Below are 23,842 nucleotides of genomic sequence, written 5' to 3' on the forward strand. Positions count from 1 at the left end.
GCGCTCAGCGCCCGCGCCACTGCAGGTAGAACGACAGCAGCGTGTAGTAGGCCGGGTAGAACATCGACAGCGCGGCGAGCCAGGCCGAGCGCGTCGGCACGCGAAGCAGCACCACCGCCACCATCACGGCCCACACCACGCCGAGCACGATCGTCGGCTTGCGCAGCACCGTCATCCGCGACGGGTAGATGAAGCGCAGCGGCACGAACACCAGCACGGCGAGCACGACGACGATCCACGCCGACACCTCCGGCGGCGCGTCGAACACCCACAGGTAGAGCGCGACGATGTTCCAGTACGACGGAAAGCCCGTGAAGTAGTGGTCGGGCGTCTTCGCGTCGGCGTGGCAGAAGCGGTAGGCCGACGCGAGCAACGCCGCGCACGCGGCGAACAGCCCCAGCGTCGAGGCCAGAGTTCCGATCTGCACCATGAGGACGATCGGAACGACGACGAAGGTCAGGTAGTCGACGATGTCGTCGAGCTTCGCGCCGTCGAAGTAGGGCAGGTAGCGCTTGACGCCCGCGAGACGGGCGAGCATGCCGTCGGTCGAGTCGATCACCACCGCGACGTAGAGCCAGAGAAACGCCGCGCGTAGATCGTCGTGGAAGATCGCGTGCAGCGACGCGAACGCGGTCAGGGCGCCCGAGGCGGTGTAGAAGTGCACCGCCCAGCACGCGGCGAGGCGCAGGAGGCTCGGGGAGTTCGTCGATTCGTACGTCGTCATAGGGTGAGCCGCGGTCCGCTCGGCACGGCGACGTGGACGCCCCGCCCCGCCGGGTGCAGCAGGCTCGCGGTGCGAGGTTCGACGTCGAACGTCGAACCTCTTCGACCGCGAGACCCACCCCGGATGCCGGGCGGGAGAATCCGGACCGACGCCGCGGCGGCGCCGGCGCGATCGATCAAGCCAGCCGCTCGTACGGATGCGTCAGCGCCCGCCGCAACGACGCCGCGATGCGCGCGGCCGTGACGCCGTCGATGAACCGGTGGTCGAACGTGCAGCCGAGCGTCAGGATCGGTCGGATCATGATCTGATCGCCCACCACCGCGGGCCGCCGCTGGATGTTGTTGACCAGCACGACGATCGGCACGCGGCTGAACGGCACGAGCGGTGCCAGCGCCATGCCGAGCCCCGCGTCGATCAGGCCGATGCTCGTCACCATCGCGCTGCCGAACTGGTCGTAGGCGACGCCGAAGCGGCTCAGGTCGAGACCCAGGTCGTAGGTCAAATAGCCGATCGTCCGCATCGCCGGGCCGAGCAGCCAGTCCGGGATGCGCGACAGCGACGCCTTGGTCTTCTCGACCTCGCGGTCCTTGCGCGCCCGCACCTGCGCCACGCGCGCGTTGAGCTGCTGCGCGATGTCCCGCAGCGACATGCGGTCGACGCTGCACAGCTTGACGCCGGAGAGGTCGCGGCCGTCCTCGCTCGAGACCTGGCAGAAGATGTCGACCTCGTCGCGCTTGTAGAGCCGCTTGCCGATGATCAACCCGTTGCCGTCGGGGTAGTCCCGCAGCCCGAGGGCCAGCGCCTTCGTCACGAGGTGCGTGACCGTGACGTGGATCCCCTCGGTCTCGCGCATGCGCTGGATCAGCGCCAGGGACTCCGTCATGTCGATCTCGATGGTGCCGTAGACCGTCGGGTTGTCCGGCGGGCTCCACGTCACCAGCGCGAGCCGACGCCAACTGCTCGGAGACGTCACCCGCGAGTACGGGGGCTTCCGGCGCTGTGGGACGGCGGCCTGCGGCGACGCCGCGTCGTCCTGCTCGGTCGCCGCAGCGTTCTTCGGCTTGTGTAGCGAACTCACGTCACGCTCCTGTTGGCCTTAAGCTCCGGGCCCTGATATGCGATGTATCCTATCAAGGGGGATCTATGAAACTTCGTCGACGACTGATCGCGACGGGGACCGCGCTTGCTCTCCTGGCGTGTGTCGCCGCGCCGGCCCGTGCTCAGGGCCAGTACGACGACGGTCAAGCACATCCGCTGCGCGTCCTCGCGTACCTGGTCGCTCCCGCCGGGTTTCTCGCGGAATGGCTGGTGACGCGCCCCCTCTTCCGCCTCGTCTCCCAGGACGACACCGCTCCCATCTTCTCCTACACGCCGCAGGGTGGCTTCGACTACGAGACCTACGAAGAGGGTCTGTCGACGGGCGTGACGTTCGAGAGCCCGTACACGGTGATGCAGCAGGAAGGTTCGCCCTGAGCGCACGCGACGAGCCGACTACGCTCGTCAAGACACCACCTCGAGCGGCGCGTAGCGCGCGATCAGCTTCTTGATCCCCGCCCGCTCGAACTGCACGGTGAGCTTGACGCCCATCCCCGTGCCCTCGCTGCGACGAACCACTCCCTCCCCGAACTGCGGGTGTCGCACCCGCGTCCCGATGCGCAACGTCGCCCCCGCGTCGGGCTCCTGACTGACGCTGTAGTCGATCTCCGGCTCGCTGTTGAGCTTGACGCTGCGGCCGGGGACGCGGCGAGGTGACGCCGTCCAATCTTCGCTCGGCTCGAACCACGTCTGCTCGTGCTCGCGCCGCTCCTCGATCGGGGTCCCCACGACGCGCACCAGCTCGGCCGGGATCTCGCGCAGGAAGCGCGACGGCGGATTCTGCTGGCTCGAGCCGAACAGCACGCGGTGCCGCGCCCGCGTGAGGACGAGCTGCTCGCGGGCGCGCGTCATGCCGACGTAGCAGAGGCGTCGCTCCTCCTCGAGGCCGCCCTCGTCGAGCGCGCGCGAGTGCGGGAAGACGCCCTCCTCCATGCCGATCAGGTAGACGAGCGGGAACTCGAGCCCCTTCGAGTTGTGCAGCGTCATGAGGCTGAGCGCGCCGCGGCGTCCGTCGGCCTCGTCGAGGTCGGATACCAGCGCGGCGCGCTCGAGGAACGCCTCGACCGCGGTTGCACCGCGCGGTGCGTTCTCCATCGCGTCGAGCTCGCGCGCCGCGGCGACCATCTCCTCGAGGTTGTCCGCGCGCGCCTGCGCCTCCTGCGTGCCCTCGTTGCGCAGCCGGGCGAGAAGGCCGGTCTCGTGCAGCACCATGTCGATGACCTCCGCCATCGACAGGTCGTCGAGCGCGGCGCGCAGCCGCCCGATCATCGCCCAGAACTCGACGACCCGTCCGCGGCTCGCGGTCGCGAGCGGCACCTGCTCGTCGTTGGCGAGCCCGTCAAGCACATGGGCGAGCGAGACGCCGCGTCGCTGCGCGGTGTCGACGAGCACCGCGAGGGTCGCAGCGCCGATGCCGCGCGTCGGCACGTTGATCACGCGCGCGAGGCTCACGTCGTCGGCCGGGTTCACGAGCAAGCGCAGGTACGCGAGGACGTCCTTGACCTCCTTGCGATCGTAGAAGCGCGTGCCGCCGATCAGGATGTAGCGCAGCCCGCGCAGCAGCAGCTCCTCCTCGACGACCCGCGACTGCGCGTTGGTGCGGTAGAACACCGCGATGTCCGCAGGATCGCGTCCCGAGGCGAGCGCGCGCTCGATGTCGGCGGCGACCCAGCGCGCCTCGGCGCGATCGTCCGGCAACGTCGCGACGACCACCTTCTCACCGGGCCCGTTGTCGGTCCACAGCGTCTTGCCGTGGCGGTCGGAGTTGCGCCGGATGACCGCGCTCGCGGCGGCGAGGATGTTGCCCGTCGAGCGGTAGTTCTGCTCGAGCCGGACGACGTGCGCATCCGGGTAGTCGCGCTCGAAGTCGAGGATCGCGCGCACCGTCGCGCCGCGGAAGCCGTAGATCGACTGGTCGTCGTCGCCGACCACGGCCAGGTTGCGCGCGCGGGCGATGTGGCGGATCAGCAGGTACTGCGCCGGATTGATGTCCTGGTACTCGTCGACCAGCACGTGCTGGTAGCGCGCGCGGTACGCCTTGCGTGCCGCCTCGTTCTCGGTGAGGAGACGCACCATCGCCGTGATCAGCGAGCCGAAGTCGAGCGCGCCCGCGCGTGCGAGGAGCGCCTCGTAGCGCATCGCGGCGCGCAGCAGCGCCTCGGTCCGCTGCGGTCCCTCGAACCCGTCTTGACGGTCGAGCGGCTCGCCCGCGTTGCGCCGTCGCTCGATGTAGCTGCGCAGCGCGGCCGGCGTCAGCACGTGCTCGCTGATCTCCGCCTCGGCGAGCGCCCGGCGACAGAGCGCGAGCTGATCCGCCTCGTCGTAGATCGCGAAGCCCGAGGGCAGCCCGAGCTTCGGCGCCTCGCGACGCAGCCAGCGCGCGCAGACGGCGTGAAAGGTGCCGACCGTCAAGCCACGAACGTCGTCGCCGACGAGCTTCTCGAGACGCTCGCGCATCTCGCGCGCGGCCTTGTTGGTGAAGGTGACGGCGAGAATCTGCTCCGGCGCGACCCCGCGCTCGGCGATCAAGTACGCGACCCGATGCGTGAGGACGCGCGTCTTGCCGCTGCCGGCGCCGGCCAGCACGAGCAACGGTCCGCCTTCGTGCAGGACGGCTTCGCGTTGCTGCGGATTGAGGGTCGTGAGGTCCATCGCGGCGAGGCGTTGAACCTAGCGGACCGCGATCGAAAGGGAAGTGGCGCGCCGCCGCACGCGCGCGCTAACCTCGACCGTGCCCGCGTACGAGCGAAAGGACGCCGTCTACCGACGCGCGAAGCGCGAAGGGCTGCGCTCGCGCGCCGCGTACAAGCTCGACGAGCTCGACGCGGCCTTCAAGCTCTTCAGGCCGGGCATGCGCGTCGTCGACCTCGGCTGCTGGCCCGGCGGCTGGCTGCAGATCTGCGCCGACCGCGTCGGCGCGAGCGGTCGCGTGGTCGGCGTCGACGTCGCCGAGACCGACGCGGTGCCGCGGCCGAACGTCGTCGCGCTGGTCGGCGACGTCTACGACGACGCGATCGTCGAGCGCGTGCGCGACGCCCTCGGCGGCCCCGCCGACCTCGTGCTCTCCGACCTCGCCCCCAAGCTCAGCGGGATCGCCACGACGGACGCCGCCCGGCACGCGGATCTCGTGCGGCGGGCGATCGAGCTCGCCCGCGCCTGGCTCGCGCCCGGCGGCGCCTTGCTCGTGAAGCTGTTCATGGACGCCGAGTACCAGGGGCTCGTCGCCGACCTGCGCGCCGCGTTCGCGACGGTAAAGACCCGCAAGCTCGGTACGACCCGCAAGGGATCCTCCGAGCTCTACGCGTGCGGACGTGGCTTGAAAGAAGCGGCGGCGGCGACGTAACCTTCCCCGCGAACGCGAGTTTTGCCTCCCAGCCTCGACATCTGCAGAACCGGCTCGGTCGGATCTTCTCGTGAGGTGAGGGGCGCTACCTCGGCGCGCGCGGGCGGTTGAACCGCAAGCCAGGTAGTCGGTCCGGGGGTCGAGGAAGATCGAGTGCGGCTGTCTCCACGGATAATGCGCCGTTCGCTGGCTCTGGTGGCGACGTTTCTCGTGCTGCCGCCCTTCGTGGGGCTCGCGGCCGCCCAGGGGCGAGCAGGCCAGCCGGCGCACATCCTGGTCGTCGAGGACGACGGCCGGATCCTGACGCCGCCCGACCCGCTGCCGCTCGCAGGGCGTCGGCTGTCGTTCGCGCCGCTCGCGAACGGTGGTTACGCGACGCTGCTCAGCCCGGCGCGTCCGATCGCCAACGACGGCGTCCGCATCGACTTCGCCGAGTCTGCCGCGGTTGCCCGCGTACCGCTCAAAACGCCGTTCGCCTTTTTCGGCGAGCTGCACACGGAGGTCTTCGTTCACGCCCAGGGCGCGATCAGCTTCGGCGAGCCGCTGACCACCTCACCCGAAGCGACCGCCAGCGGCCGTCTGCTGCCCGGGCTGCTCGGCGGGCCGCCCGTGGTCGCAGCGCTGTGGAACGAGCTGCAGACGGCCGCCACCGATGGCGAGAGCGGGGTCTTCGTCGCCCAGCGCGACGACGCGCTGACCGTGACCTGGTACCGCGTGCCGTCGGTGCGTCCGGCGATCGGGGACAACACCTTCCGCATCACGCTGACGCCGCACGGTGGCATCGCCATCGATTACGGCGCGCTCGCGACGCGCTGGGGCGTGGTCGGCGTCTCGCCCGGCGTCGAGCGCCAGTCGGTGCGCATCGTCGACTTCGCCGCCACGCCGCTCGTCGCGCCGCGCCAGGCAGCGCTCGCCTGGTACCGCGACCTGCCGACGCTCAACGAGATCGCGCTCGCGCGTCGCGTCTACGAGCGGATCCCCGACCGCTTCCAGTTCCTGACCGTCTTCACCACGCAGCCGGTCGACGGACCGACCCCGGTCTGGAGCACGACCGTGCAGAACGCCGAGCGCGGCATCGGCATGCCGATCTTCGACCACAGCGCGCTCTTCGGCAGCGACGTGCTCGAGCACGTCGTCGTGATGAACGACCTCGCCTTCTGGGACGACGACCCGCTGCGCCCACCGCTCGTGCCGAGCTACGCGTACGCGCCGTCGACGCTCGCCGTCCTCGCGCACGAGGTCGGGCATCGCTGGCTCGCCTACGCGGGTGCGATCGACGCCGATCTCGCGGGCGACGACGGGCACTGGAGCTACACCTTCGCGAGCGGCGCGTCCTTCCTCGGCGGCAACGAGCTGCAGGAGAACGAGGACGGCTCGTTCACCAGCATCGCCGCGATGCGCGCCTACGGCCCGCTCGACCTCTACCTCATGGGGCTCGCGGCGCCGGAGGACGTCGGCGGCTCGTTCGTCGTCGAGAACGCGCACGACTTCGTCCCCGAGCGCAGCCGCGGCGGCGCCTGGCTCGACGCGAACTCGCACCCCGAGGAGGGCGTGACCTTCAAGGGCACGCGCCGCGAGGTCACGGTCGAGGACGTCATCGAGCGCGCCGGCGTGCGCGACCCCGACTCGACGCGCGCGCGCCGCCACTTCCGCATGGCGATGGTGCTGGTCGTCCCGGCCGGAACGAAGCCCGACCCGGCGCAGATCGCGAAGCTCGAGCGGATCCGCCGTGGCTTCGGTCCGTTCTTCGCGAACGCGACCGGGCACCGCGCGCGCATGCAGACCTGGCTGCCGTACGTCGCGGACGGTCTGCCGGTGCCGAGCGACCCCGCGCTGCTGACGGGTCGGCCGCGGCTGCTCGACGCGAGCGTGCACGTCGACGCCACCGGACGCACCGAGGTGGTGCTCGACTACGCGGACTACGACGGCGACCTGACGGCGCTCGAGGTCCGGACCGACGCGAGCCGCGGCGTCGCGCCGACGGTGGTCGACGTCGCCCTCGGCACGTTCGGCCATCGCCGCGGCTCGGTGTCGTTCGCGCTGCGCGACCTGCCGCCCGAGGCGACCGTTCTCGACGTCGCGCTGGTCGACAACCGCGGGCTGCGCAGCCGGGCGCTCGTCCGCCTGCCCGTCGACGAAATCGGCGAGGCGATCGCGGCGCGCTGAGCCGCGCCGCTCTGACCCACTCGGGACGCGTCTCGTCAAGCCGCGGACGCGCCTCAGGGTGCTCGCGTCGGCGATCAGCCTGCGTCGTCGTTCAGCGCAGGAAGGCGATCGTCGCGCCGCCGCCGCCCGTGCGCCGGTCCGCCTGCTCGAAGCGGCTGACGTACGGCGAGCTCGCGAGGTACTCCCGGATCGCGTCGCGCAGCGCGCCCGTGCCCATGCCGTGGATGATGCGCACGCTGGTCTGATCCTCGAGCACCGCCTGGTCGAGGAAGGACTCGAGCTGGTGCAGTGCGCTCTGCACGCGCTCGCCGACCAGGTTGATCTCGCGCATCGCGATCGGCTGCGACCGCGGCTCGTCGGGCTCGACCTCGACCTGCACCTGCGGAGTCGGCGCGGGCGCGCGTCGCGCACCGGAGCCGGACGACGCGCGGGCCGGCGACCCAGCCGACCCGGGAATGCGGCGTAGCTGAGCGAGCGGCACGTCGAAGCGCACCCCGCCGCGGACGATGCGGGCGCGCTCGCCGGAGATCGACTCGACGCGACCGCGCAGACCGCTGCCGACGACCTGCACCTCGTCGCCGACCCGCGGCGGGGCGCTGCCCGGCTCCTGCCCCTCCGCCGCGCTCGGCGCCGACGCGAGCGCGCGCACCTGCTCGCTGATGCGCGCGCGCTGCTCGTTGCCGAGCTCGCGCAGCCGACGGCCGAGCTCCTGCGGACGGCGGCGCGCCTCGTCGAGCATGCGCTGTCCCTCGCGACGGAGCTCTTCGGCGAAGCGGCGCGCCGCCTCGAGCTCGTCCGCCCAGCGACGGCGGCGCTTGTCGCGCAGCTCCTCGAGCAGCGCCTCCTGCTCGGCGCGCGCGGCGGCGAGGCGCTCGCGCTCGGCCGCGGCCGCCCTTGCCTCCTCGTCGTAGCGTCGACGCTCGGCTTCGAGGGCGCTCGCCGCGGCGACGAGGTCGGCGCCGAGGTGCTCGCGCTCGCGCTCGGCGGCGTCGAGCAGCTGCTCGGGGAAGCCGAGGCGACGCGCCATCTGCAGCCCGAGGCTCGGCGCGATGCTGCGGTAGATCAGCCGGTAGCGCGGCGCGAAGGTCTCCGGGTCGAAGTCGACCGCGGCCACCTCGGCGCCGGGGCGTGCGAGCGCGAACGCCTTGACGCTCTGGAAGTGCGTCGTCGCGAGCACCCGACAGCGACGCCGCAGCAGCTCGTCGAGCAGGACGCGCGCGAGCGCGGCGCCGTCCTCGGGATCGGTTCCCGTGCCGGGCTCGTCGAGCAAAACCAGCGAGCGCTCGCCGGCGCCGCGCAGGACGTCGACGACGTTGCGGACGTGGCCCGAGAACGTCGACAGGTCGCCGGCGACGTTCTGCGGGTCGCCGATGTCGGTGTACACCGCGTCGAACACCGGCAGCTGCGTGTCGCGATCGGCGAGGATCGGGATCCCGGATTGCGCCATCAGCACCGCGAGCCCGAGCGTCTTCAGCGCGACGCTCTTGCCGCCGGTGTTGGGACCGCTGATCACCAGCAAGCGCGTGTCGGCATCGAGGACGACGTCGATCGGCGTCACGGCGCGTCCGGTGAGCTCGAGGAGGGGGTGACGCGCCTGCCCGAGCCGGACCGACTCCTCGCCGACGGCGGGGCACACGGCGCGATGACGTCGCGCGAACGCGACGCGGGCGAGCAGCGTGTCGAGCTCGGTCAGCGCCGCGAAGGCTTCACCGAGCGCCTCGCGTTCGGCGCCGACGGCCGCGGTGATCTCCGCGAGGATGCGCGCCTCTTCCTCCGCCTCCTCGCGCGCCGCGATCAGCAGGCGGTTGTTCGCCTCGACCGCGAACAGCGGCTCGACGAACAGCGTCTCGCCCGATGCCGAGCGGTCCTGCACGATGCCCGGCAGCTCCGACGCCGCCTGCGCGCGCACCGGCACGACGAAGCGTCCGTTGCGTACCGTGACGTAGTCCTCGGCGATCGCGCTCGAGCCCTGTCCCTGGCGCAGCAGACGCGACAAGCGCCGCTCGATGTCGGCGCGCAGCTCCCGCAGCTCGCGGCGCAGCGCGCGCAGGGTCGGGCTCGCGTTGTCGCGCAGCTCGCCTTCCTCGTCGAGCGCGCTCGCGAGCAGCTTGTCGAGCTCGGGCAGCGGGTGCAGCGAGCCGAGGTACCGCAGCAGCAGCGGATGGCCGGCGGCGCGCGCGCGGATGAAGCCGCGCATCTGGCGCACGGTCGACAGCGTCGCCGCGACCTCCTTGAGCTCGCGTCCCGAGAGGCGTGCGCCCGGCGTCGCCGAGACCGCGAGGTGTGGTCGGATGTCGGGGAAGGCGCCGAGCGGTGCGGCCTCCTCGTCGGTGATCGCGCGCATCTGCTCGACGCGCGCGAGCTCGTCGCGGACGACGTGCGGCTCGGTCGCCGGCCGGAGCGCGAGGCAGGCCTCGCGTCCGGACTCCGAGGCGGCGTAGGCCGCGACTGCCTCGAGCAGCCGCGCGAACTCGAGGTTGTCGAGATCGACGGGTCGCACGCTCAACCGACGCGCGGCGCTCCGCTCCCCGGCTGGGGCGCAGGCCCCGCTTGCATCTCGTCCGCGTTCTGCCAGACGCCGTCGCGGCCCGCCTGGTCGCCGATCCACACCGCGCCGCCCTCGAAGAACTCCTTCTTCCAGATCGGCACGACCTCCTTCAGGCGGTCGATCGTGTAGCGGGCGGCTGCGAAGGCGTCGCCGCGGTGCGCGGAGGACACCGCGATCGCGACGCTCGCCATGCCGATCGGCACGACGCCGGTGCGGTGGACGACCGCGATCTTGGCGATCGGCCAACGCTCGCGGGCCGTCGCCGCGATCTTCTCGAGCTCGCGCTCGGCCATGCCGGCGTAGGCCTCGTACTCGAGACGCTCGACCTGGCGGCCCTCGTTGTTGTCGCGCGTCATCCCGATGAACAGCACCACCGCGCCGGCCTTGGGGTCGGCGACGGCGGCGAGCAGCTCGTCGATGACGATCGGCTCGGCGGTGAGGCGCAGCATCTCGCTGATTATTCTGGGCGCGCGGACACCCGGCAACCACCGCTCACCGGCGGGATCAGCGCGAGCTCGTCGCCGTCGGCAAGCGCGTGACCTGGGTCGACGTATTCTGCATTGACGGCGATCGCGAGCCGGCCCGTGCCGGTGAGCGCCGGGTACTCGCTGCGCAGGGTCGCCAGCACGTCGCCCGCGGTGGCGCCTTCCGCCACCTCGCGCACCAGCTCGGAGCGACCGAGACGCTCGCGCAGCGAAGCAAATACTTTGATCTTGATGGTCATGGTGCGAGCAGACCGACGATGTGGCCGAGCTCCGGACCGATCAGCTTGCGGATCCCGAGCTCGACGGCCTTCGTCGAGCCGGGCAGCGCGAACACCGCGGTCTGCCCGACGACGCCACCGATCGCGCGCGACAGCATCGCCGCGGCGCCGATCTCGGCGTAGGACAGGCTGCGGAAGAGCTCGCCGAAGCCGTCGAGCGGCTTCTCGAGCACCTCGTGCACGGCCTCGTACGTGACGTCGCGCGGGCCGATGCCGGTGCCGCCGGTCAGGATGATGGCGTCGATGTCGCGGTTCGCGATGCCGGCGCGCACGAGCGCGACGATGCTCGCGCGGTCGTCGGCGACGATCTCGCGCTCGCTGACGACGTGCCCCGCTTCCGTCAAGAGCTCGACGGCGCGCTGACCGCTCTTGTCGCTCGCCAGATCGCGCGTGTCGCTGACGGTGATCACCATGCAGCGCGTCGCGCGTCCCTTGGCGCGGTGCTGCTCGACGGGTCCGGCTTCGCTGGGCGTGTGTCGGTGGTGGTGCTCGTGCGCCATGGCTCAGAGGGGAAGGGTTTCGTCGCCGCCCGCGCGGGCGTCGAGCTGCACGACGGCGCCGCTCGGCATGAGGTCGCCGAGCTCGTCGGGATGGCAGATGCTCGCCAGGATGTGCGCGGACTCGACGAGCCGCGGTCCGGGTCGGTTGAAGTACGCGCTGCCGTCGACGGCATACACGCGTCCCGCGCGCACGGCCGGCAGCTTGCGCCAGCGCTCCTCGGTGAGCTTCGTCTCGAGCTCGGTGATGGTGCGCGCGAGCGTGAAGCCGCACGGCATGGCGCAGATCACGTCGGGCTGCGCGTCGACGAGCGACTGCCATTCGAGGCGCGCGCTGTGCGCGCCCGGCTGCGCGAGGGCGTAGGACGCGCCGGCCGCGTCGGCGAGGTCGGGGAGCCAGTTGCCGGCCGCCATGAGCGGGTCGAGCCACTCGATGCAGGCGAGGCGAGGGCGGGGCAGTCCGGCGGTGCGCTCCTGCAGCTCGGCGATTGCACTGCGCAGGCGTGCCGCGACCTCGCGTCCGCGATCCTCGACGCCGGCCGCCGCGGCGACCGTCTGGACGTCGCGCCACACGTCCTCGAGCCGGCTCGGGCGCAGCGACACGATCTCGGTGCGCCCGCCGAGCACCGAGCGCGTGGCGGCGACGACGTCCCCGTACGACACCGCGCAGACGTCGCACTGATCCTGCGTCACGATGAGGTCGGGGGCGAGCTCCGCCAGCCGCTCGACGTCGATCGTGTAGACGCCGAGCCCGGAGGCGACCAGGCGGCGGACCTCGGCGTCGATCGTCCCGCTGTCGCGGCTCGCGTCGAGCTTCGGCGCCGTGACCACCGGCAGCCCGACGACGTCCGGCGGAAAGTCGCACTCGTGCGACACGCCGACGAGCTGGTCCCGCAGCCCGAGCGCGCACACGATCTCGGTCGCGCTCGGCAGCAGGGAGACGATGCGCGGGCTCACACCAGCACCGAGCGCACCTGCCGGGGAGGCTCCTCGATCTTGTCGCCGCACGAGCTGCCGCAGCGCACGCACACGAACTCGTACTTGTCGCCCTGCGGCAGGCAGAGCAGGAGCCGCTTGCGCACCGGCTGCGCGACGCGGCACTGCGGGCAGAGGAGCATCGTCGCCTCGAGCTGTTCGAACTGCTTACCCGGCGTCATCGGAGCTTCATCTGTACCCCTGCCCTGACGGCTCAGACAAGACGACCGCCTTTGGGCCGACGCGCGTTGCGAGCCGCATTCGCGCGTCGTTATAGGAAGCGGGTGGAGCACGGCGTCAGCGAGCGCACGATGCGGACCGGAGAGTCGGCCGCGACGCCTGCGGCGACCGCCGCAGGGCGGGCGCGCCGCGTCTTTCTCGAGACGTACGGCTGCCAGATGAACCTCGCCGACTCGGAGCTGGTGAGCGGCATCCTGCGCCGACACGGCTACGAGCGGACCGACGACCCCGCCTCGGCGGACGTGCTGCTGCTCAACACCTGCGCGATCCGCGAGCACGCGGAAGAGCGCGTGCTCGGACGGCTCTCGGAGCTTCTGCGCTTCAAGACCGCGCGGCCCTCGGTGCAGCTCGGGCTGCTCGGCTGCGTCGCCTCGCACCAGCGCGAGCGTCTGCTGGATCGCGCGCCCTACCTCGACCTGGTCGTCGGACCGGACGGCTACCGCTCGCTGCCGGAGCTGCTGCGCGACGCGACCGACCCGCAGGTCGAGGTCCGGCTCGACCGCGGCGAGACCTACGCCGATCTCACCCCGGATCTCGCGCCCGGTCCGCGTGCCTGGCTCAGCGTCATGCGCGGCTGCGACAAGTTCTGCACCTTCTGCGTCGTGCCGTACACGCGCGGCCGCGAGCGCAGCTTGCCGGCCGACGCCGTGATCGCGCAGGTCGAGGCGGCGGTCGCGCTCGGCAAGCGAGAGGTCGTCTTCCTGGGCCAGACGGTGAACGCGTACCGCGACGGGGACACCGACTTCGCGGCCCTGCTGCGGCGCGCGGCGCGCGTCGAGGGCCTCGAGCGCATCCGCTTCACCTCGCCGCATCCGTCGGACGTCAGCGAGGCGATGATCGACGCGATGGCCGAGGAGCCGAAGGTGATGCCGTACCTGCACCTGCCGCTGCAGTCGGCGTCGGACCGCGTGCTCGAGCGCATGCAGCGCGGCTACGGGATCGACGAGTACCGGGCGCTGCTCGCGCGCATCCGCGAGCGCGTGCCCGGCATCGCGGTCTCCACCGACATCATCGTCGGCTTCCCCGGCGAGGAGGAAGCCGACTTCGAGGCGACCGCGGCCTTCCTCGAGGAGGCGCGCTACGACTTCGCCTACCTGTTCAAGTACTCGGCGCGCGAGGGCACGCGCGCCTGGCGCCTCGGCGAGACGGTGAGCGAGGACGAGAAGCAGCGCCGGCTGTCACGCCTGATCGACCGCCAGGAGGAGATCTCGCTCGAGGTGAACCGCGATTGGATCGGGCGCGAGGTCGAGGTGCTGGTCGAGGGACCCGCGAAGCGCCCGCCCGGCTACGCCGTCGGCAAGACGCGCAACTTCAAGACGACGGTGTTTCCGGCGGCAGGCGCGTCCCCGGGCGACCTCGTGCGGGTGAAGGTCGAGGACGCGACCGCGCACACCCTCACCGGCGTGCGGGTCGCGTAGCGTTCCTCAAAGACCTCGTCGCTCGCGGTAGCGGCGGTAGCGGTAGAGGTGCTCGAGCGCCGTCACCGCCTGGTGTGACGACGGGTACGCGAGCGCGCCAAGCTCTTTGAGCTTGACGACGCCGGGATTCGTCGGCTGCGCGTCGGCGAGCTCGGTCGCGACCAGGATCGGCTTGTCGTAGCGACGCGAGAGCTCGACCGCGGCGGTCGCGTAACGCGTGTCTTGACGCTCGTGGTACTCGACGATGCGCTCGAGCCCGTGCCCCGGGTAGAACGGTCCGCGCCGCTCGAGGTCGGCGAGGTTCGACTGGATGCCGACGCCGAGCAGCACGACGGCGTCGACCTCGGGGTGGCTCACCGCCAGCTCGAGGCACTCGACGACGGTGTCGCGCGTCTCGCTGCCCGCGAGGTCGGCGGGGTTGTTGCGGCTCCAGCGCGGCGGCAGGCGCTCGTCGAACGCGGCCTTCAGGTCCGCCGGCAGCGGCAGCAGCTCGAGGTCGCGCGACTGCGAGATGCGGTCCGCGGTGATGACGCCCCAGCCGCCCGCCGTGGTCAGGACGAAGACGCGCGGCCCGGGCGGCAGCGGGTGCACCGCGAAGCTCGCCGCGATCTCGAAGGCCTCCTCGACGGTGTGCGCGCGGCTGAGCCCGGCCTGGCGGCACATGCCCTCGAACACCTTGTCGTCGCTCGCGAGCGCGCCGGTGTGCGACGCCGCCGCGCGCTGCCCGCCGGCGGTGACGCCGCCCTTCAGCACGACGATCGGCTTCTTCGCGGCGGCGGCACGCGCCTGCTCGAAGAACCTGCGACCGTCGGCGAGGCCCTCGACGTAGATCAGGCTCACGGCGGTCGCCGGGTCGTCCGCGAAGTACTCGAGGTAGTCGGCGACGGTGGTCGCAGCCGAGTTGCCGGCCGACACCGCGCGGCTCACGCCGACGCCGGTCGAGCGCGCGTAGTTCAGGAACGCCTGCACGAAGCCGCCCGACTGGCTCGCGACGGCGATGCGGCCGGCGGGTGGGTAGGGCGCGATGATCTGCGCGCACAGCGAGACCGGGGTCGAGATGATCCCTTGCCCGTTCGGACCCGCGAGCAGGATCCCGAGCTCGTCGCACAGCGTGGCGAGCTCGCGCTCGGCGCGCTTGCCCTCCTCGCCCGCCTCGCCGAAGCCGGCCGAGCTGACGAACGCCGCCTTGACGCCCTTGCGCGCGCACGCGCGCAGCAGGTCGGGGATGGTCGCGGGCGGCGTGCAGACGAACACCAGCTCGGCGGCGCCGTCTGGGATCTCGTCGACCGAGCGGTACGCCGTGCGGTCGAGGATCGTCCCGCCATCGCGGTTGGTGAGGAACACCGGCCCCGCGTAGCCGTGCGCGAGGATGTTGTGCGCCGCGACGAAGCCGAACTTGCCGGGATGGCTCGACGCGCCCGCGACGATGATGCCGCGTGGCTCGAAGAGCGCGCGGAAGCGATCGACGGTCGAGGTCGTCATGCCGCCTCCACCTCGACCAGCGCGTCCACCGCGATCGGCAGCCCGTCGCTCACGATGAGCGGGTTCACGTCGATCGAGCGGATCGTCGGGTTCTGCTCGACGATGCGGCTCAGACCGACGAGCACGTCGGTGAGCCGCGCACGATCGACCGGCGGCTCGCCGCGAAAGGCGCCGAGCCACTCGCGGTGCTGCAGCTCGTCGAGCATCTCCTCGGCGTCGACGCGCGTCACCGGCACCAGGCGGAAGACGACGTCGCTCAGCATCTCGGCAAAGATGCCGCCGATGCCGAGCATGACGCAGGGACCGAAGGTCGGATCGGTCGTGTAGCCGACGATGAGCTCGCGCTTGCCGCGCACCATGCGCGCGACGAGCAGCGACACGCGGCCGTCCTCGGGGCGCGCGAGCGCGAGTAGCTCGTTCGCCGCGGCGCGTACGGCGTCCTCGTCCGCGAGCGACAGGCGCACCAGGCCGCGCTCGGTCTTGTGCGCGATGGTGTCGCCGCAGAGCTTGACGGCGACGGGGAAGCCGAGCTCGACCGCGGCGCGCACGGCGTCGTCGGCGGTCTCGCAGAGACGCTCGTCGGCGACCGGAATCCCGGCCGCCGCGAGGAGCTGCTTCGATGCGTGTTCGGAAAGGGTCTTGGTCGCGGGCACGGCGGTTCCCGTAACACTTCGCACGCGCCCCGTGCGACTGCCCGTGGCGGGCGTCGGGGCCGGCGGTGGTGTCCAGCGCTTGCTGGCTGCCGCGCGGCTCGATCCAGCCGCGCAGCTTGCGCCATGGCGAGCGAACCAAGGAGCGCCGCGGCGAGACGCCCGCCGCGCAAAGCAAAGCGGGGGAACGAGCTCGAGCCCGCTCCCCCGCACGGTTGCGTCAAGTACCGGCCGCGGACGTCAGTTCGCGACCAGACCCTGCTGCTTCAGCTGACCCGAAGCCGAGCCGGAGAACGTCCGGCCGCCGAGCGTCACCGTGAACCGCACCGTCCCAGACTGGAGATGGGCGAGTGACTCGTTGCGCGACGCGTAGCGCAGCTTCCAGGTCCCGTTCGCGGCACGGGTCAGGTTGAGCGTCTGGTTCGGAGCGTACTTTGCGCGGTACGTCGTGCGCTTCGGGTTCGACTTGAGGCACGCAGACCCGTTGCAGAGCTGCGGCAGCGTCTCGGTCCAGTCACCCGACTGGCCGATGTCGAGCCGCAGCGACACGGGCCCCGACGTCGGGTCGAGGTCGCCGACGTCGGGCAGCGTCGCCTGGATCTGCACGACGTCCTTGTTCGCCTTCTTCGGGTTCGGCTTGAGCACGACGCGAAGCGCCTTCAGCTGCGCGTCACCCGGCGTGGGCGTCGGCTCGGGATTCGGCGTCGGAAGCGGCGTGCCGCCGCCACCGCAATCCTGCGTCGGCACCGCGGTGGTGCGCTCCGCGCAGTACGCGCCGCCCGCACCGACGCCGACGAGGATCGCCTCGTTCTCCGGCCAGCGCACGCGCACACCGTCCGAGCGGATCGCCTCGAAGACCACCGGCACGCAGCCGCTGCCGCTGAACGCGCGCGTCGCGCCGTAGGTTCCGTAGGCGGCCTTGCCGTTCTGCAGCGACAGGTTGACGCACGACGGGCCGACGAGCGCGCGCACCGCACGCGGCGCGCCGCCGTTGTGGTGGTAGTACGTGACGATCAGATCGCGCGGCTCGTTCCCGCCGATCATCGGACGCACGGCGCCGCCCGGCAGCGTCGGGTGACCGCCGATCGGCAGCGCGCCGCGGCTCCCGAAGTCCTCGGTCGCGAAGGCGAGCTTGCCGAAGTTGGTCTGGCCCATCGCGATCCCCGCACCGAACTCGGTGAACGAGGCGTTCAGGATGTTCGAGCGATGCGAGGCGCTGTTCATCCATGAGTCGTGCAGGATGCGCGCGTCGTTGACCGACACGGCGACGTTCTCACCGAGCGTCACCGAGCCGGGATAGTAGCGCTGCACGCGCTTGAACCACGACTCGCCGTTGCACGAGTTGTGCAGGTTGCAGTTGCCGCCGTGTGCCGCGAGGTCCTCGCTGTGCGCGAGCGCCGCCGCGGCGAGCTGGTTGTTCCACATCAGCGGCGGAATGTTCTGCTGTGCGCGCGCCTCGTTGGCGAACACGAGCAAGGCCAGCTCCTCACCGCTTGCGGCCATCGCCCGCTGTGCCGTCAGCATTGCGGTCATCGCGACGCCGGCGAGCACCAAGGACCGCACCCAGCCGTGCGATCCGCACCGCACCTCCCACTTCCCCATTTGATCCCCCCGGGGGCCCCACCCCCCAAACCATCGAGAAGAAATTCTGTCGTCCCGGGATGGCAATCGAGGTGCCATCGAGTCCGGAAGGGATCTGCCTCATGAGTCGACGTGTCGTTCGAAGGCGCAGCGCGCACCGCACATGAGGCTGCGAGTCGGAGGGATGTCCGTCGGGCTTACGAGTTTCGCGGCGTGCACGGCGGTGCCGCGCAGCGGCACTCGGCGCATGATCGCCGCCGACGCGCGGGGCGCGCCGGGCCTCGGTCGCCAAAAACGCACCGGTCCGACACACAGATGTCGCCGCGTCGCGTTCGAACGCGCCTCACGCAGCAGACGCGGACGTGCGCCTCGGGCGCCGGGCGCACGTCGCCCACGACTTCCCCTCTCCCGCATGATCCCTGGTGAGCCTGGACGGCCCACGTCGTCGAGCACCCGGCCATGGGATGGTGCAGAGCGCGAAGAGCTGGGAACGGGCCGGGTGTGCGAGGTGAGATAACGTGCGCCGCAGCGCTTGCACAACCCCCTTCGCGGAGAATGTGCGGATTCCCATTCGATGGTGAGGGCGCGAGCTCCACGCGCGATGCGAGCGAGAGGCGACGAGCTCGCGTCGCCGCCTCGACCGGCGCGAGCGGCGGCACCGCGCGCGAGCGCGTTCAAACAAAAAAAGCGGCCGGAGATCGCTCTCCGGCCGCTTCTTCGTCACCTCCCCGCACGGGAAGGCGGTAGCGCGCTTACGGCCTGCAGGTGCCGAACTCGTTCAGCTGCCAGCCGAAGTTCTTGCGGTCCCAGGTCTTGACGCCCGTGGTCCACGACTGGCCGCCGACCGAGAACTCCACGGTCATGTCGGGGATGTCCATCGGGATCGTCGTATCCGGCTGGATGTTCGGGCTGTAGCCCTGGATGTCGAGCCGGAAGGCGCCCGGGAGGTCGTCACGCGCGGCGAGCTTCACCATCTTGACGCCACCCGTGTTGGCGGCCTGGTTGTTCGTGTAGGTGAACGCGTCGCCGCCCTTCTTCAGCGAGCCCGGAGGCAGGGTGAAGCTGAAGATCTGCCCGACGATCGCGTTGCTCAGCGACACCGAGAACGGCTGATTCACCGGATCGAAGCCGGGGCTCGGCAGGATGATCGAGTGGAACTCGAAGAAGTCCGGCTTGGCAGCGTCGCCGATGAAGCGCAGCTTGTTCGCGCACTGGTGCGGGCAGTCGCACGGCTGGTTGCCCTGCTGCGGGGTGACGAACGTGCAGCCTTCGGCGGAGCAGCTGACACAGCCCTGATCAGGCGGCGTGATGCATGCAGTCAACGCACACACACCGGTGCCCGCCCGGATGCCGAGTGGCGGGCCCGAGTCGGTGTTCATCTGCAGGCGGATCCGGGCGATCTCGACCGGAGCCGAGCCGGCCGGGAGCGAGAGGCCGCCCGGTGCGAGGTTGATCAGCACCACGGTGCTGCCGCCCGACGAGCAGCTCGTCACCCCGGGAACGTGCGACACGCAGCCATCGACCGGCCCGGGAATGAAGGTGATCGCGCCCGACTGCTTCGAGCTGCAGTCGCAATCCGTGCAGGCCAGATCGATCGCGATCGGCCCGGTCAGGGTCGCGGGCGCATCGGGGCCAGGAGGGAGCGGCGTGTGCGAGCTGGTGTTCACGATGGAGACGGTGAGCTCGAATTGATCACCCGGCGACAGGCCGAGCTGTTGCGAGGGGGACAGGATGATCGACCCGCTCGCCTGGATCGCGTGCGCCGCGGGTGCGGCGAACAGACCTATGCCGCACAAGACCGCTAGCAGTCGGATGGTGCCGCGAACTGCTCTACACATCGTGCTTCTCCTTGTTTCGCATTCCCCCACGGGGATGCGGCCCCGCGAGGGGCGGTTAGCGGAAGTTCCGGTGGAAGTACGTCAGCACACTCTTGGAGGACTGATCGGGACGCTGCTTTTGCGCTTGAGATAGACGTTCGCGAACCGTCACCGACAACGGAGAAAAAACACAGCTCCGCGATCATCCTCCGTATGCGCGCGTTGCGCTGTAGTCAAGCCGGTTCGCCAGCAAAGTACATGCCCCGTGTCGCAGCAATTGACGGCGCACAGTTTGACGCATTTTTTGGCGGACTGATGGCGGCGGCCCCGGGTGGAACGTCAACGCGGGTGAGCCGGTCGTTTCCGGCCGGCGACGGGCAGCCGGGCGAGCTAGGGTGGGGGCGGGCCTGCCGTAGGCCCAGCCGTCAGAACGCCTGGCGCGTCCCGAACAGGACCTGGAAGTCGGTCTGCTCCCGGTCGAGCCGGGTCGCGAGCTCGATGTAAGCGCGCCCCGGAAAGAAGCCGAGGAAGTCGTAGAGCACGTTGATGCCCGCCCCGGCCGAGATCGCGAAGTGGGCCGGGTTGAGCGCCCGCCCGGCCGAGTCGTCGACCTGCCCGGTGTCGACGAAGAGCTTGAGCTGCGGCCTGCGGTAGACGGCGAGGTCGAGCAGGTTGAGGTCGACCTCCGGGTAGACGTCCTGACGGAGCTCGAAGCGCGCGAGCCCGATGTTGCGCGCGAGCTTCTCGTTGACCGACACGCCGCGCAGCGCCCGGCGTCCGCCGAGGCTGAACTGCTCCTGGAGCGGGACGCCCTTGCTCGAGGTCTCCTCCTCGAAGCCGATCAGCAGCTCGATGGCTCCGATCGTGTTGGGCGTGAACAGCGGCGTCGTCGTCGCGACCCGCGCCCCGAAGCGCACGAACCCGTAGTCGCCGCCGAGGGCCTCGTCGTGCCAGTCGACGAACAGGCGGGCTTCCCGCTGCTCCGTCGGATTGTCGTAGTAGTAGACGTTCGAATAGTCGTAGCGCAGCCCGAGCCCGCCGACGTTGCCGCTGGTGCGCAGCTCCGGCTCCGAGTCGTCGGTGAAGCCGCGATCGAGCCAGGCGTAGTTGTAGAACAGGAAGACGTTGTGCCGGTACGTGTTCGGGTCGTTGCGCGGCCCGAAGTGCACGCGAGGCCCGACGTTGAAGCCGTACGAGCGCTCGGTGAAGTACGGGTTGATCGCGATGTCCTTGGTGTAGTCGTAGCGCCGCCGCGCGACGAACAGCGCCGCGAGCCCGAACTCGGTCGAGCTCACCTCGACGTCCGCCGTGTCGAGGACGAGCTGGTAGGTCGATCGCTCACGACGCGGTCGCAGGCTCGGCTCGACGATGGTCGGCACCTCGGCGGGCGGCGGCGGCGCGAGCGCGCTCGCGAGAAGCTGGTCGGCCTGCGCCGGGTCTTCCTGGAGAGCGCTCGCGAGCGCCGTGTCGAACGGCTCGCACGGCGCGGCGACCCAGTCGTCGACCGCCGCCTGCACCTGCTCGCTGCCCGCGTCGCGCGTGAGACGGGCGAGCACCAGACGCGCCGGCGGCCGATCGCCGACGTACGAGAAGACGTTCTCGCGCAGCTCGTCGTCGCTGCGGGCGTTCTCGAAGTACGACTGGACGAAGGGGATCTTCGGCGCCGACTCGAAGCGGTCGACGATCGCGAAGAAGTCGAACCACGCGATCCAGTCGTGCACGCTGCGGTGGTCGGGCTGGGTCGCGCGGACGTAGCGGTCCGCGAGCTGCCAGGCGACGCCGTCCGTGACCCAGCGCGGCGGCTGACGCGGGCAGCCGCGGGTCGCGTCGCGCAGCAGCTCGGCGTAGGTCGCCTGCGCCACCTGCGCCTCGTGGAAGCCGCGCAGCAGCTCCTGCACGCGCAGCGCGCGGTCCGACAGCACGACGATCCCGTCGCTCGGCGTCGCGAGGTTCCAGCGCAGCGGCACCTGGACGACCACCAGCTCGGCGGGCGCGGCGAGCGTCGCGGGCCGGAGCGAGATCGCGCGCTCGACGTTGAGCCGCAGCAGGTCCTCGATCTCGGGTCCTGGCGCGAGCCGCTGCGCGCGCCGCGGCACCGGCGACACGAAGGTGATGCGCGTCCCGTTCGCCTCCCCGGACACGATCCGCGCCTCGCGGAGCGCGATCAGCGCGAAGGTGCGCACCCCGCGCGCGCTCGCCTGCACGGTGGCGGGATGCGGCGGCGCGTACACCTGGTCGCCGACGACGAGCGTCACGTTCGCCGGTGCGGTGACGGTCGCGCTGACGTCGGCCGGCTCGGGCCCGTCGGTGAAGCGCCAGGCGCCGTTCGCGTCGCGCGCGACGAGGTAGGGATACCAGCCCGCGACCGCGGCGACGCCATACTCGGTGACGCCGAACGGACCGTAGCGCTCGGGCACGTAGGTGGTGAACGACAGGACGAGCGTCCTGCGCTCACCGGGCGCGAGCGGTGCGCCGAGATCGACCTCGAGGAGCGTGTCCGCCGGCACGTCGGGCTGACTCGCGGCCAGAGGGTGCTGCAGCGCGGCGCCGGACCCATCCTGCACCGACGCGACCTCGATGCCGCCCGCGTGGAACGCGCCGTGCGGGTAGACGTGCATGCGCGTGATGTCGTTCACCTCGTCGCCGTCGCGTCGGAAGCGGTTCGGATAGAGGTGCAGGTAGACGCGCTCGAGCGGCGTGTCCGAGGCGTTGGCGAACGAGATCGACACGCTGCCGCGCACCACGGCCTTCGCGTGGTGCGTCTCGAGCGTCGCCGTCACCTCGTAGGTCGTGCGGGTCGATCGCTCGTCCGCGTGCGTCGTACCCGCCGCGGCGAGCCACGTGCAGGCCAGCAACGCGCAGGCGAGCAGCCACGACGCCACCCGGTGCACGCGGGACGTGGTGACGAGGGCGAGGTCGCGGCGAGTCATGTCGCCCTGTTCGTATCGTGAAAGGGGGCACGAGCGTAGACTTGCGAACTGCCCCTCGGTTAAATGTCGCCATGCCCGACGACTCCGCGCCGCCGCGCAAGCGAACGCTGGTCCTGATGGAGCCGCCGTTCTGCTTCTGGGACCGCAGCATGGACCGCCTGCGCGAGGGCGAGGAGACGATCCCGGGGATCGGCATCCTGATCCTCGCCGCGCTCGCGCGCGAGAAGGGCTACGACGTCCACGTCGTCGACGCGAAGCGCGCCGGCACGACGAACGAGGACGCGGCGGAACGCGCCATCGCCCTCAAGCCGGACTACCTCGGCATCTCGTGCACGACGATCTCGGTGACGAACGGCAGCCGCGTCGCCGCGCAGGTGAAGGCGTCACTACCGGGCTGCGTGACGATCCTCGGCGGCGCGCACGTCAGCGCGATTCCCGAGCGGACGCTCGAGAAGTTCCCGTCGTTCGACTACGGGATCGTCGGCGAGGGCGAGCACTCGCTGTTCGAGCTGCTCGCGCGTCTCGAGCAGGGACGCGACGTCCGCGACGTCCCCGGGCTCGCCTACCGCGATCCCGAGCGCAACGGCGCGGTGCGGGCGAACCCGCGGGCCGCGTACATCGAGGATCTCGACGCTCTGCCGATGCCGGCGTGGGACCTGGTGCCGAACTTCCCGCACGCGTTCGCGCCGTCGATGTTCAACTACCGGCGCAGCCCGGTGGGGACGATGATCACGCAGCGCGGCTGCCCATTCTCGTGCACGTTCTGCGATCGCTCGACCTCGGGACGGCGCGGTCGCTGGCATTCGGTCGAGTACGTCGTGCGGATGCTGCGCCAGATGGGCGACTACGGCGTCAAGCACATCCTGTTCTACGACGACCTGTTCACGGTCAACAAGCAGCGCGTCCGCCAGCTCTGCGAGGCGATGCTCGACTACAAGCTCGACTTCACCTGGAGCTGCAACAGCCACCCGAACCTGCTCGATCCCGAGACCATGGCGCTGATGCGTCGCGCCGGGTGTTGGCAGATCGCCTACGGCATCGAGTCGGGCTCGCAGCGCGTGCTGAACCACGTCAAGCATGAAGTCAAGATCGATCGGCTGCTGAAGACCCTGCACATGACGCGCGAAGCCGGGCTCAAGATCAAGGGCCTCATGATGTGCGCGCACCCGACGGAGACCGTCGAGAGCCTGGCCGAGACCAACCGCTTCCTCCGCACGGCGCCGCTCGATCTGATGCAGCTCACCAAGTTCACGCCGTACCCCGGGACGCCGTCCTACCCGACGATCCACGAGTACGGCACGTTCGTCGAGGACTGGGAGAACATGAACGCGATGAACTTCGTGTTCATCCCGAACGGGCTCGACGTGCCGACGCTCGAGTACTGGTTCCACCGCATGTACCGGACGTTCTACACGCGGCCCGACGTCCTGCTCGGGCTCGCCAAGGTCGTGCTCGAGGAGCCGCGCTTCCTCGGTCGGCTACGCGGCTACGCCGGACCGTACATGGCCGGCGCGCTGCGACGCATGTGGCAATCGTGGCGCCCGCCGGCGGAGACGGCGACGCCGCGGGCCGCTGCCTGAACGTCGGCCGATCTCGCGGCGGCAGAACCAAGG

General features: G+C 70.9%; 19 protein-coding genes. 5 read left to right on the forward strand and 14 right to left on the reverse strand.

Features of this window, described 5'->3' with window-relative positions; genetic code table 11:
* Positions 1-4: 4 nt before the first annotated feature.
* Complete coding sequence (locus tag VIS07_15835; GenBank protein ID HEY8516980.1) at positions 5-724, reverse strand: CDP-alcohol phosphatidyltransferase family protein; 720 nt, start codon at positions 722-724, stop codon at positions 5-7.
* A 175-nt stretch (positions 725-899) separates the two neighbouring features.
* Complete coding sequence (locus VIS07_15840; protein ID HEY8516981.1) at positions 900-1,802, reverse strand: 2-oxo acid dehydrogenase subunit E2; 903 nt, start codon at positions 1,800-1,802, stop codon at positions 900-902.
* 65 nt (positions 1,803-1,867) lie between these two features.
* On the opposite strand from VIS07_15840, the gene VIS07_15845 reads away from it, so the two are divergent.
* Entirely contained in the window at positions 1,868-2,197 is a 330-nt protein-coding gene (locus VIS07_15845) for a hypothetical protein (GenBank protein ID HEY8516982.1), read from the forward strand.
* 27 nt (positions 2,198-2,224) lie between these two features.
* Here the strand turns inward: VIS07_15845 and VIS07_15850 are convergent, their stop codons facing one another.
* Complete coding sequence (locus VIS07_15850) at positions 2,225-4,471, reverse strand: UvrD-helicase domain-containing protein (GenBank protein ID HEY8516983.1); 2,247 nt, start codon at positions 4,469-4,471, stop codon at positions 2,225-2,227.
* A 79-nt stretch (positions 4,472-4,550) separates the two neighbouring features.
* On the opposite strand from VIS07_15850, the gene VIS07_15855 reads away from it, so the two are divergent.
* Positions 4,551-5,162, forward strand: a complete 612-nt coding sequence (locus tag VIS07_15855; protein HEY8516984.1) for an RlmE family RNA methyltransferase — start codon at positions 4,551-4,553, stop codon at positions 5,160-5,162.
* 195 nt (positions 5,163-5,357) lie between these two features.
* Positions 5,358-7,328 carry a hypothetical protein gene (locus VIS07_15860; protein ID HEY8516985.1) on the forward strand — a complete coding sequence of 657 codons (1,971 nt, stop codon included), beginning with the start codon at positions 5,358-5,360 and terminating at the stop codon, positions 7,326-7,328.
* Between the two features lie 91 nt (positions 7,329-7,419).
* Here VIS07_15860 and VIS07_15865 read toward each other — a convergent pair whose 3' ends face one another.
* Genes VIS07_15865 through VIS07_15890 form a run of 6 tightly spaced genes read right to left on the reverse strand, consistent with a single transcriptional unit; the run spans position 7,420 to position 12,293 of the window.
* Positions 7,420-9,828 carry a Smr/MutS family protein gene (locus tag VIS07_15865; protein ID HEY8516986.1) on the reverse strand — a complete coding sequence of 803 codons (2,409 nt, stop codon included), beginning with the start codon at positions 9,826-9,828 and terminating at the stop codon, positions 7,420-7,422.
* 2 nt (positions 9,829-9,830) lie between these two features.
* Positions 9,831-10,325 (reverse strand): molybdenum cofactor biosynthesis protein MoaE, encoded by a 495-nt coding sequence (locus VIS07_15870; protein ID HEY8516987.1) that lies wholly within the window; start codon positions 10,323-10,325, stop codon positions 9,831-9,833.
* Between the two features lie 8 nt (positions 10,326-10,333).
* Positions 10,334-10,600, reverse strand: coding sequence for a MoaD/ThiS family protein (locus VIS07_15875; GenBank protein HEY8516988.1), 267 nt, complete (start codon positions 10,598-10,600; stop codon positions 10,334-10,336).
* Positions 10,597-11,139 (reverse strand): MogA/MoaB family molybdenum cofactor biosynthesis protein, encoded by a 543-nt coding sequence (locus tag VIS07_15880; GenBank protein HEY8516989.1) that lies wholly within the window; start codon positions 11,137-11,139, stop codon positions 10,597-10,599. The genes VIS07_15875 and VIS07_15880 overlap by 4 nt, the downstream gene beginning before the upstream one ends.
* 3 nt (positions 11,140-11,142) lie before the next feature.
* Positions 11,143-12,093 (reverse strand): cobalamin-binding protein, encoded by a 951-nt coding sequence (locus VIS07_15885; GenBank protein ID HEY8516990.1) that lies wholly within the window; start codon positions 12,091-12,093, stop codon positions 11,143-11,145.
* Entirely contained in the window at positions 12,090-12,293 is a 204-nt protein-coding gene (locus VIS07_15890) for a hypothetical protein (GenBank protein HEY8516991.1), read from the reverse strand. The genes VIS07_15885 and VIS07_15890 overlap by 4 nt, the downstream gene beginning before the upstream one ends.
* A gap of 102 nt (positions 12,294-12,395) precedes the next feature.
* On the opposite strand from VIS07_15890, the gene miaB reads away from it, so the two are divergent.
* Positions 12,396-13,769, forward strand: coding sequence for a tRNA (N6-isopentenyl adenosine(37)-C2)-methylthiotransferase MiaB (gene miaB / locus VIS07_15895; GenBank protein ID HEY8516992.1), 1,374 nt, complete (start codon positions 12,396-12,398; stop codon positions 13,767-13,769).
* A gap of 6 nt (positions 13,770-13,775) precedes the next feature.
* On the opposite strand, the gene VIS07_15900 is transcribed toward miaB, so the two are convergent.
* The 5 genes from VIS07_15900 to VIS07_15920 all read right to left on the reverse strand — a co-directional run bounded on the left by VIS07_15900 (position 13,776) and on the right by VIS07_15920 (position 22,229).
* Positions 13,776-15,251 (reverse strand): CoA-binding protein, encoded by a 1,476-nt coding sequence (locus VIS07_15900; protein HEY8516993.1) that lies wholly within the window; start codon positions 15,249-15,251, stop codon positions 13,776-13,778.
* Complete coding sequence (locus tag VIS07_15905; GenBank protein ID HEY8516994.1) at positions 15,248-15,904, reverse strand: acetate--CoA ligase family protein; 657 nt, start codon at positions 15,902-15,904, stop codon at positions 15,248-15,250. Before VIS07_15905 ends, VIS07_15900 begins: the two co-directional genes overlap by 4 nt.
* Before the next feature lie 237 nt (positions 15,905-16,141).
* The gene (locus VIS07_15910) at positions 16,142-17,371 is read right to left on the reverse strand and encodes a CAP domain-containing protein (protein HEY8516995.1); all 1,230 of its coding nucleotides are present in this window, start codon (positions 17,369-17,371) and stop codon (positions 16,142-16,144) included.
* Between the two features lie 863 nt (positions 17,372-18,234).
* A complete protein-coding gene (locus VIS07_15915; GenBank protein HEY8516996.1) occupies positions 18,235-19,320 on the reverse strand; it encodes a hypothetical protein in 1,086 nt (361 codons plus the stop codon).
* A 404-nt stretch (positions 19,321-19,724) separates the two neighbouring features.
* Positions 19,725-22,229 (reverse strand): BamA/TamA family outer membrane protein, encoded by a 2,505-nt coding sequence (locus VIS07_15920; protein ID HEY8516997.1) that lies wholly within the window; start codon positions 22,227-22,229, stop codon positions 19,725-19,727.
* Positions 22,230-22,300: 71 nt separating this feature from the next.
* Here VIS07_15920 and VIS07_15925 point away from each other — a divergent pair, with 71 nt between their 5' ends.
* Complete coding sequence (locus tag VIS07_15925; GenBank protein HEY8516998.1) at positions 22,301-23,809, forward strand: radical SAM protein; 1,509 nt, start codon at positions 22,301-22,303, stop codon at positions 23,807-23,809.
* Positions 23,810-23,842: the final 33 nt, after the last annotated feature.

The organism is Candidatus Binatia bacterium (genome assembly GCA_036563615.1).
In the GTDB taxonomy this organism is placed as follows: domain Bacteria; phylum Desulfobacterota; class Binatia; order UBA12015; family UBA12015; genus DATCMB01.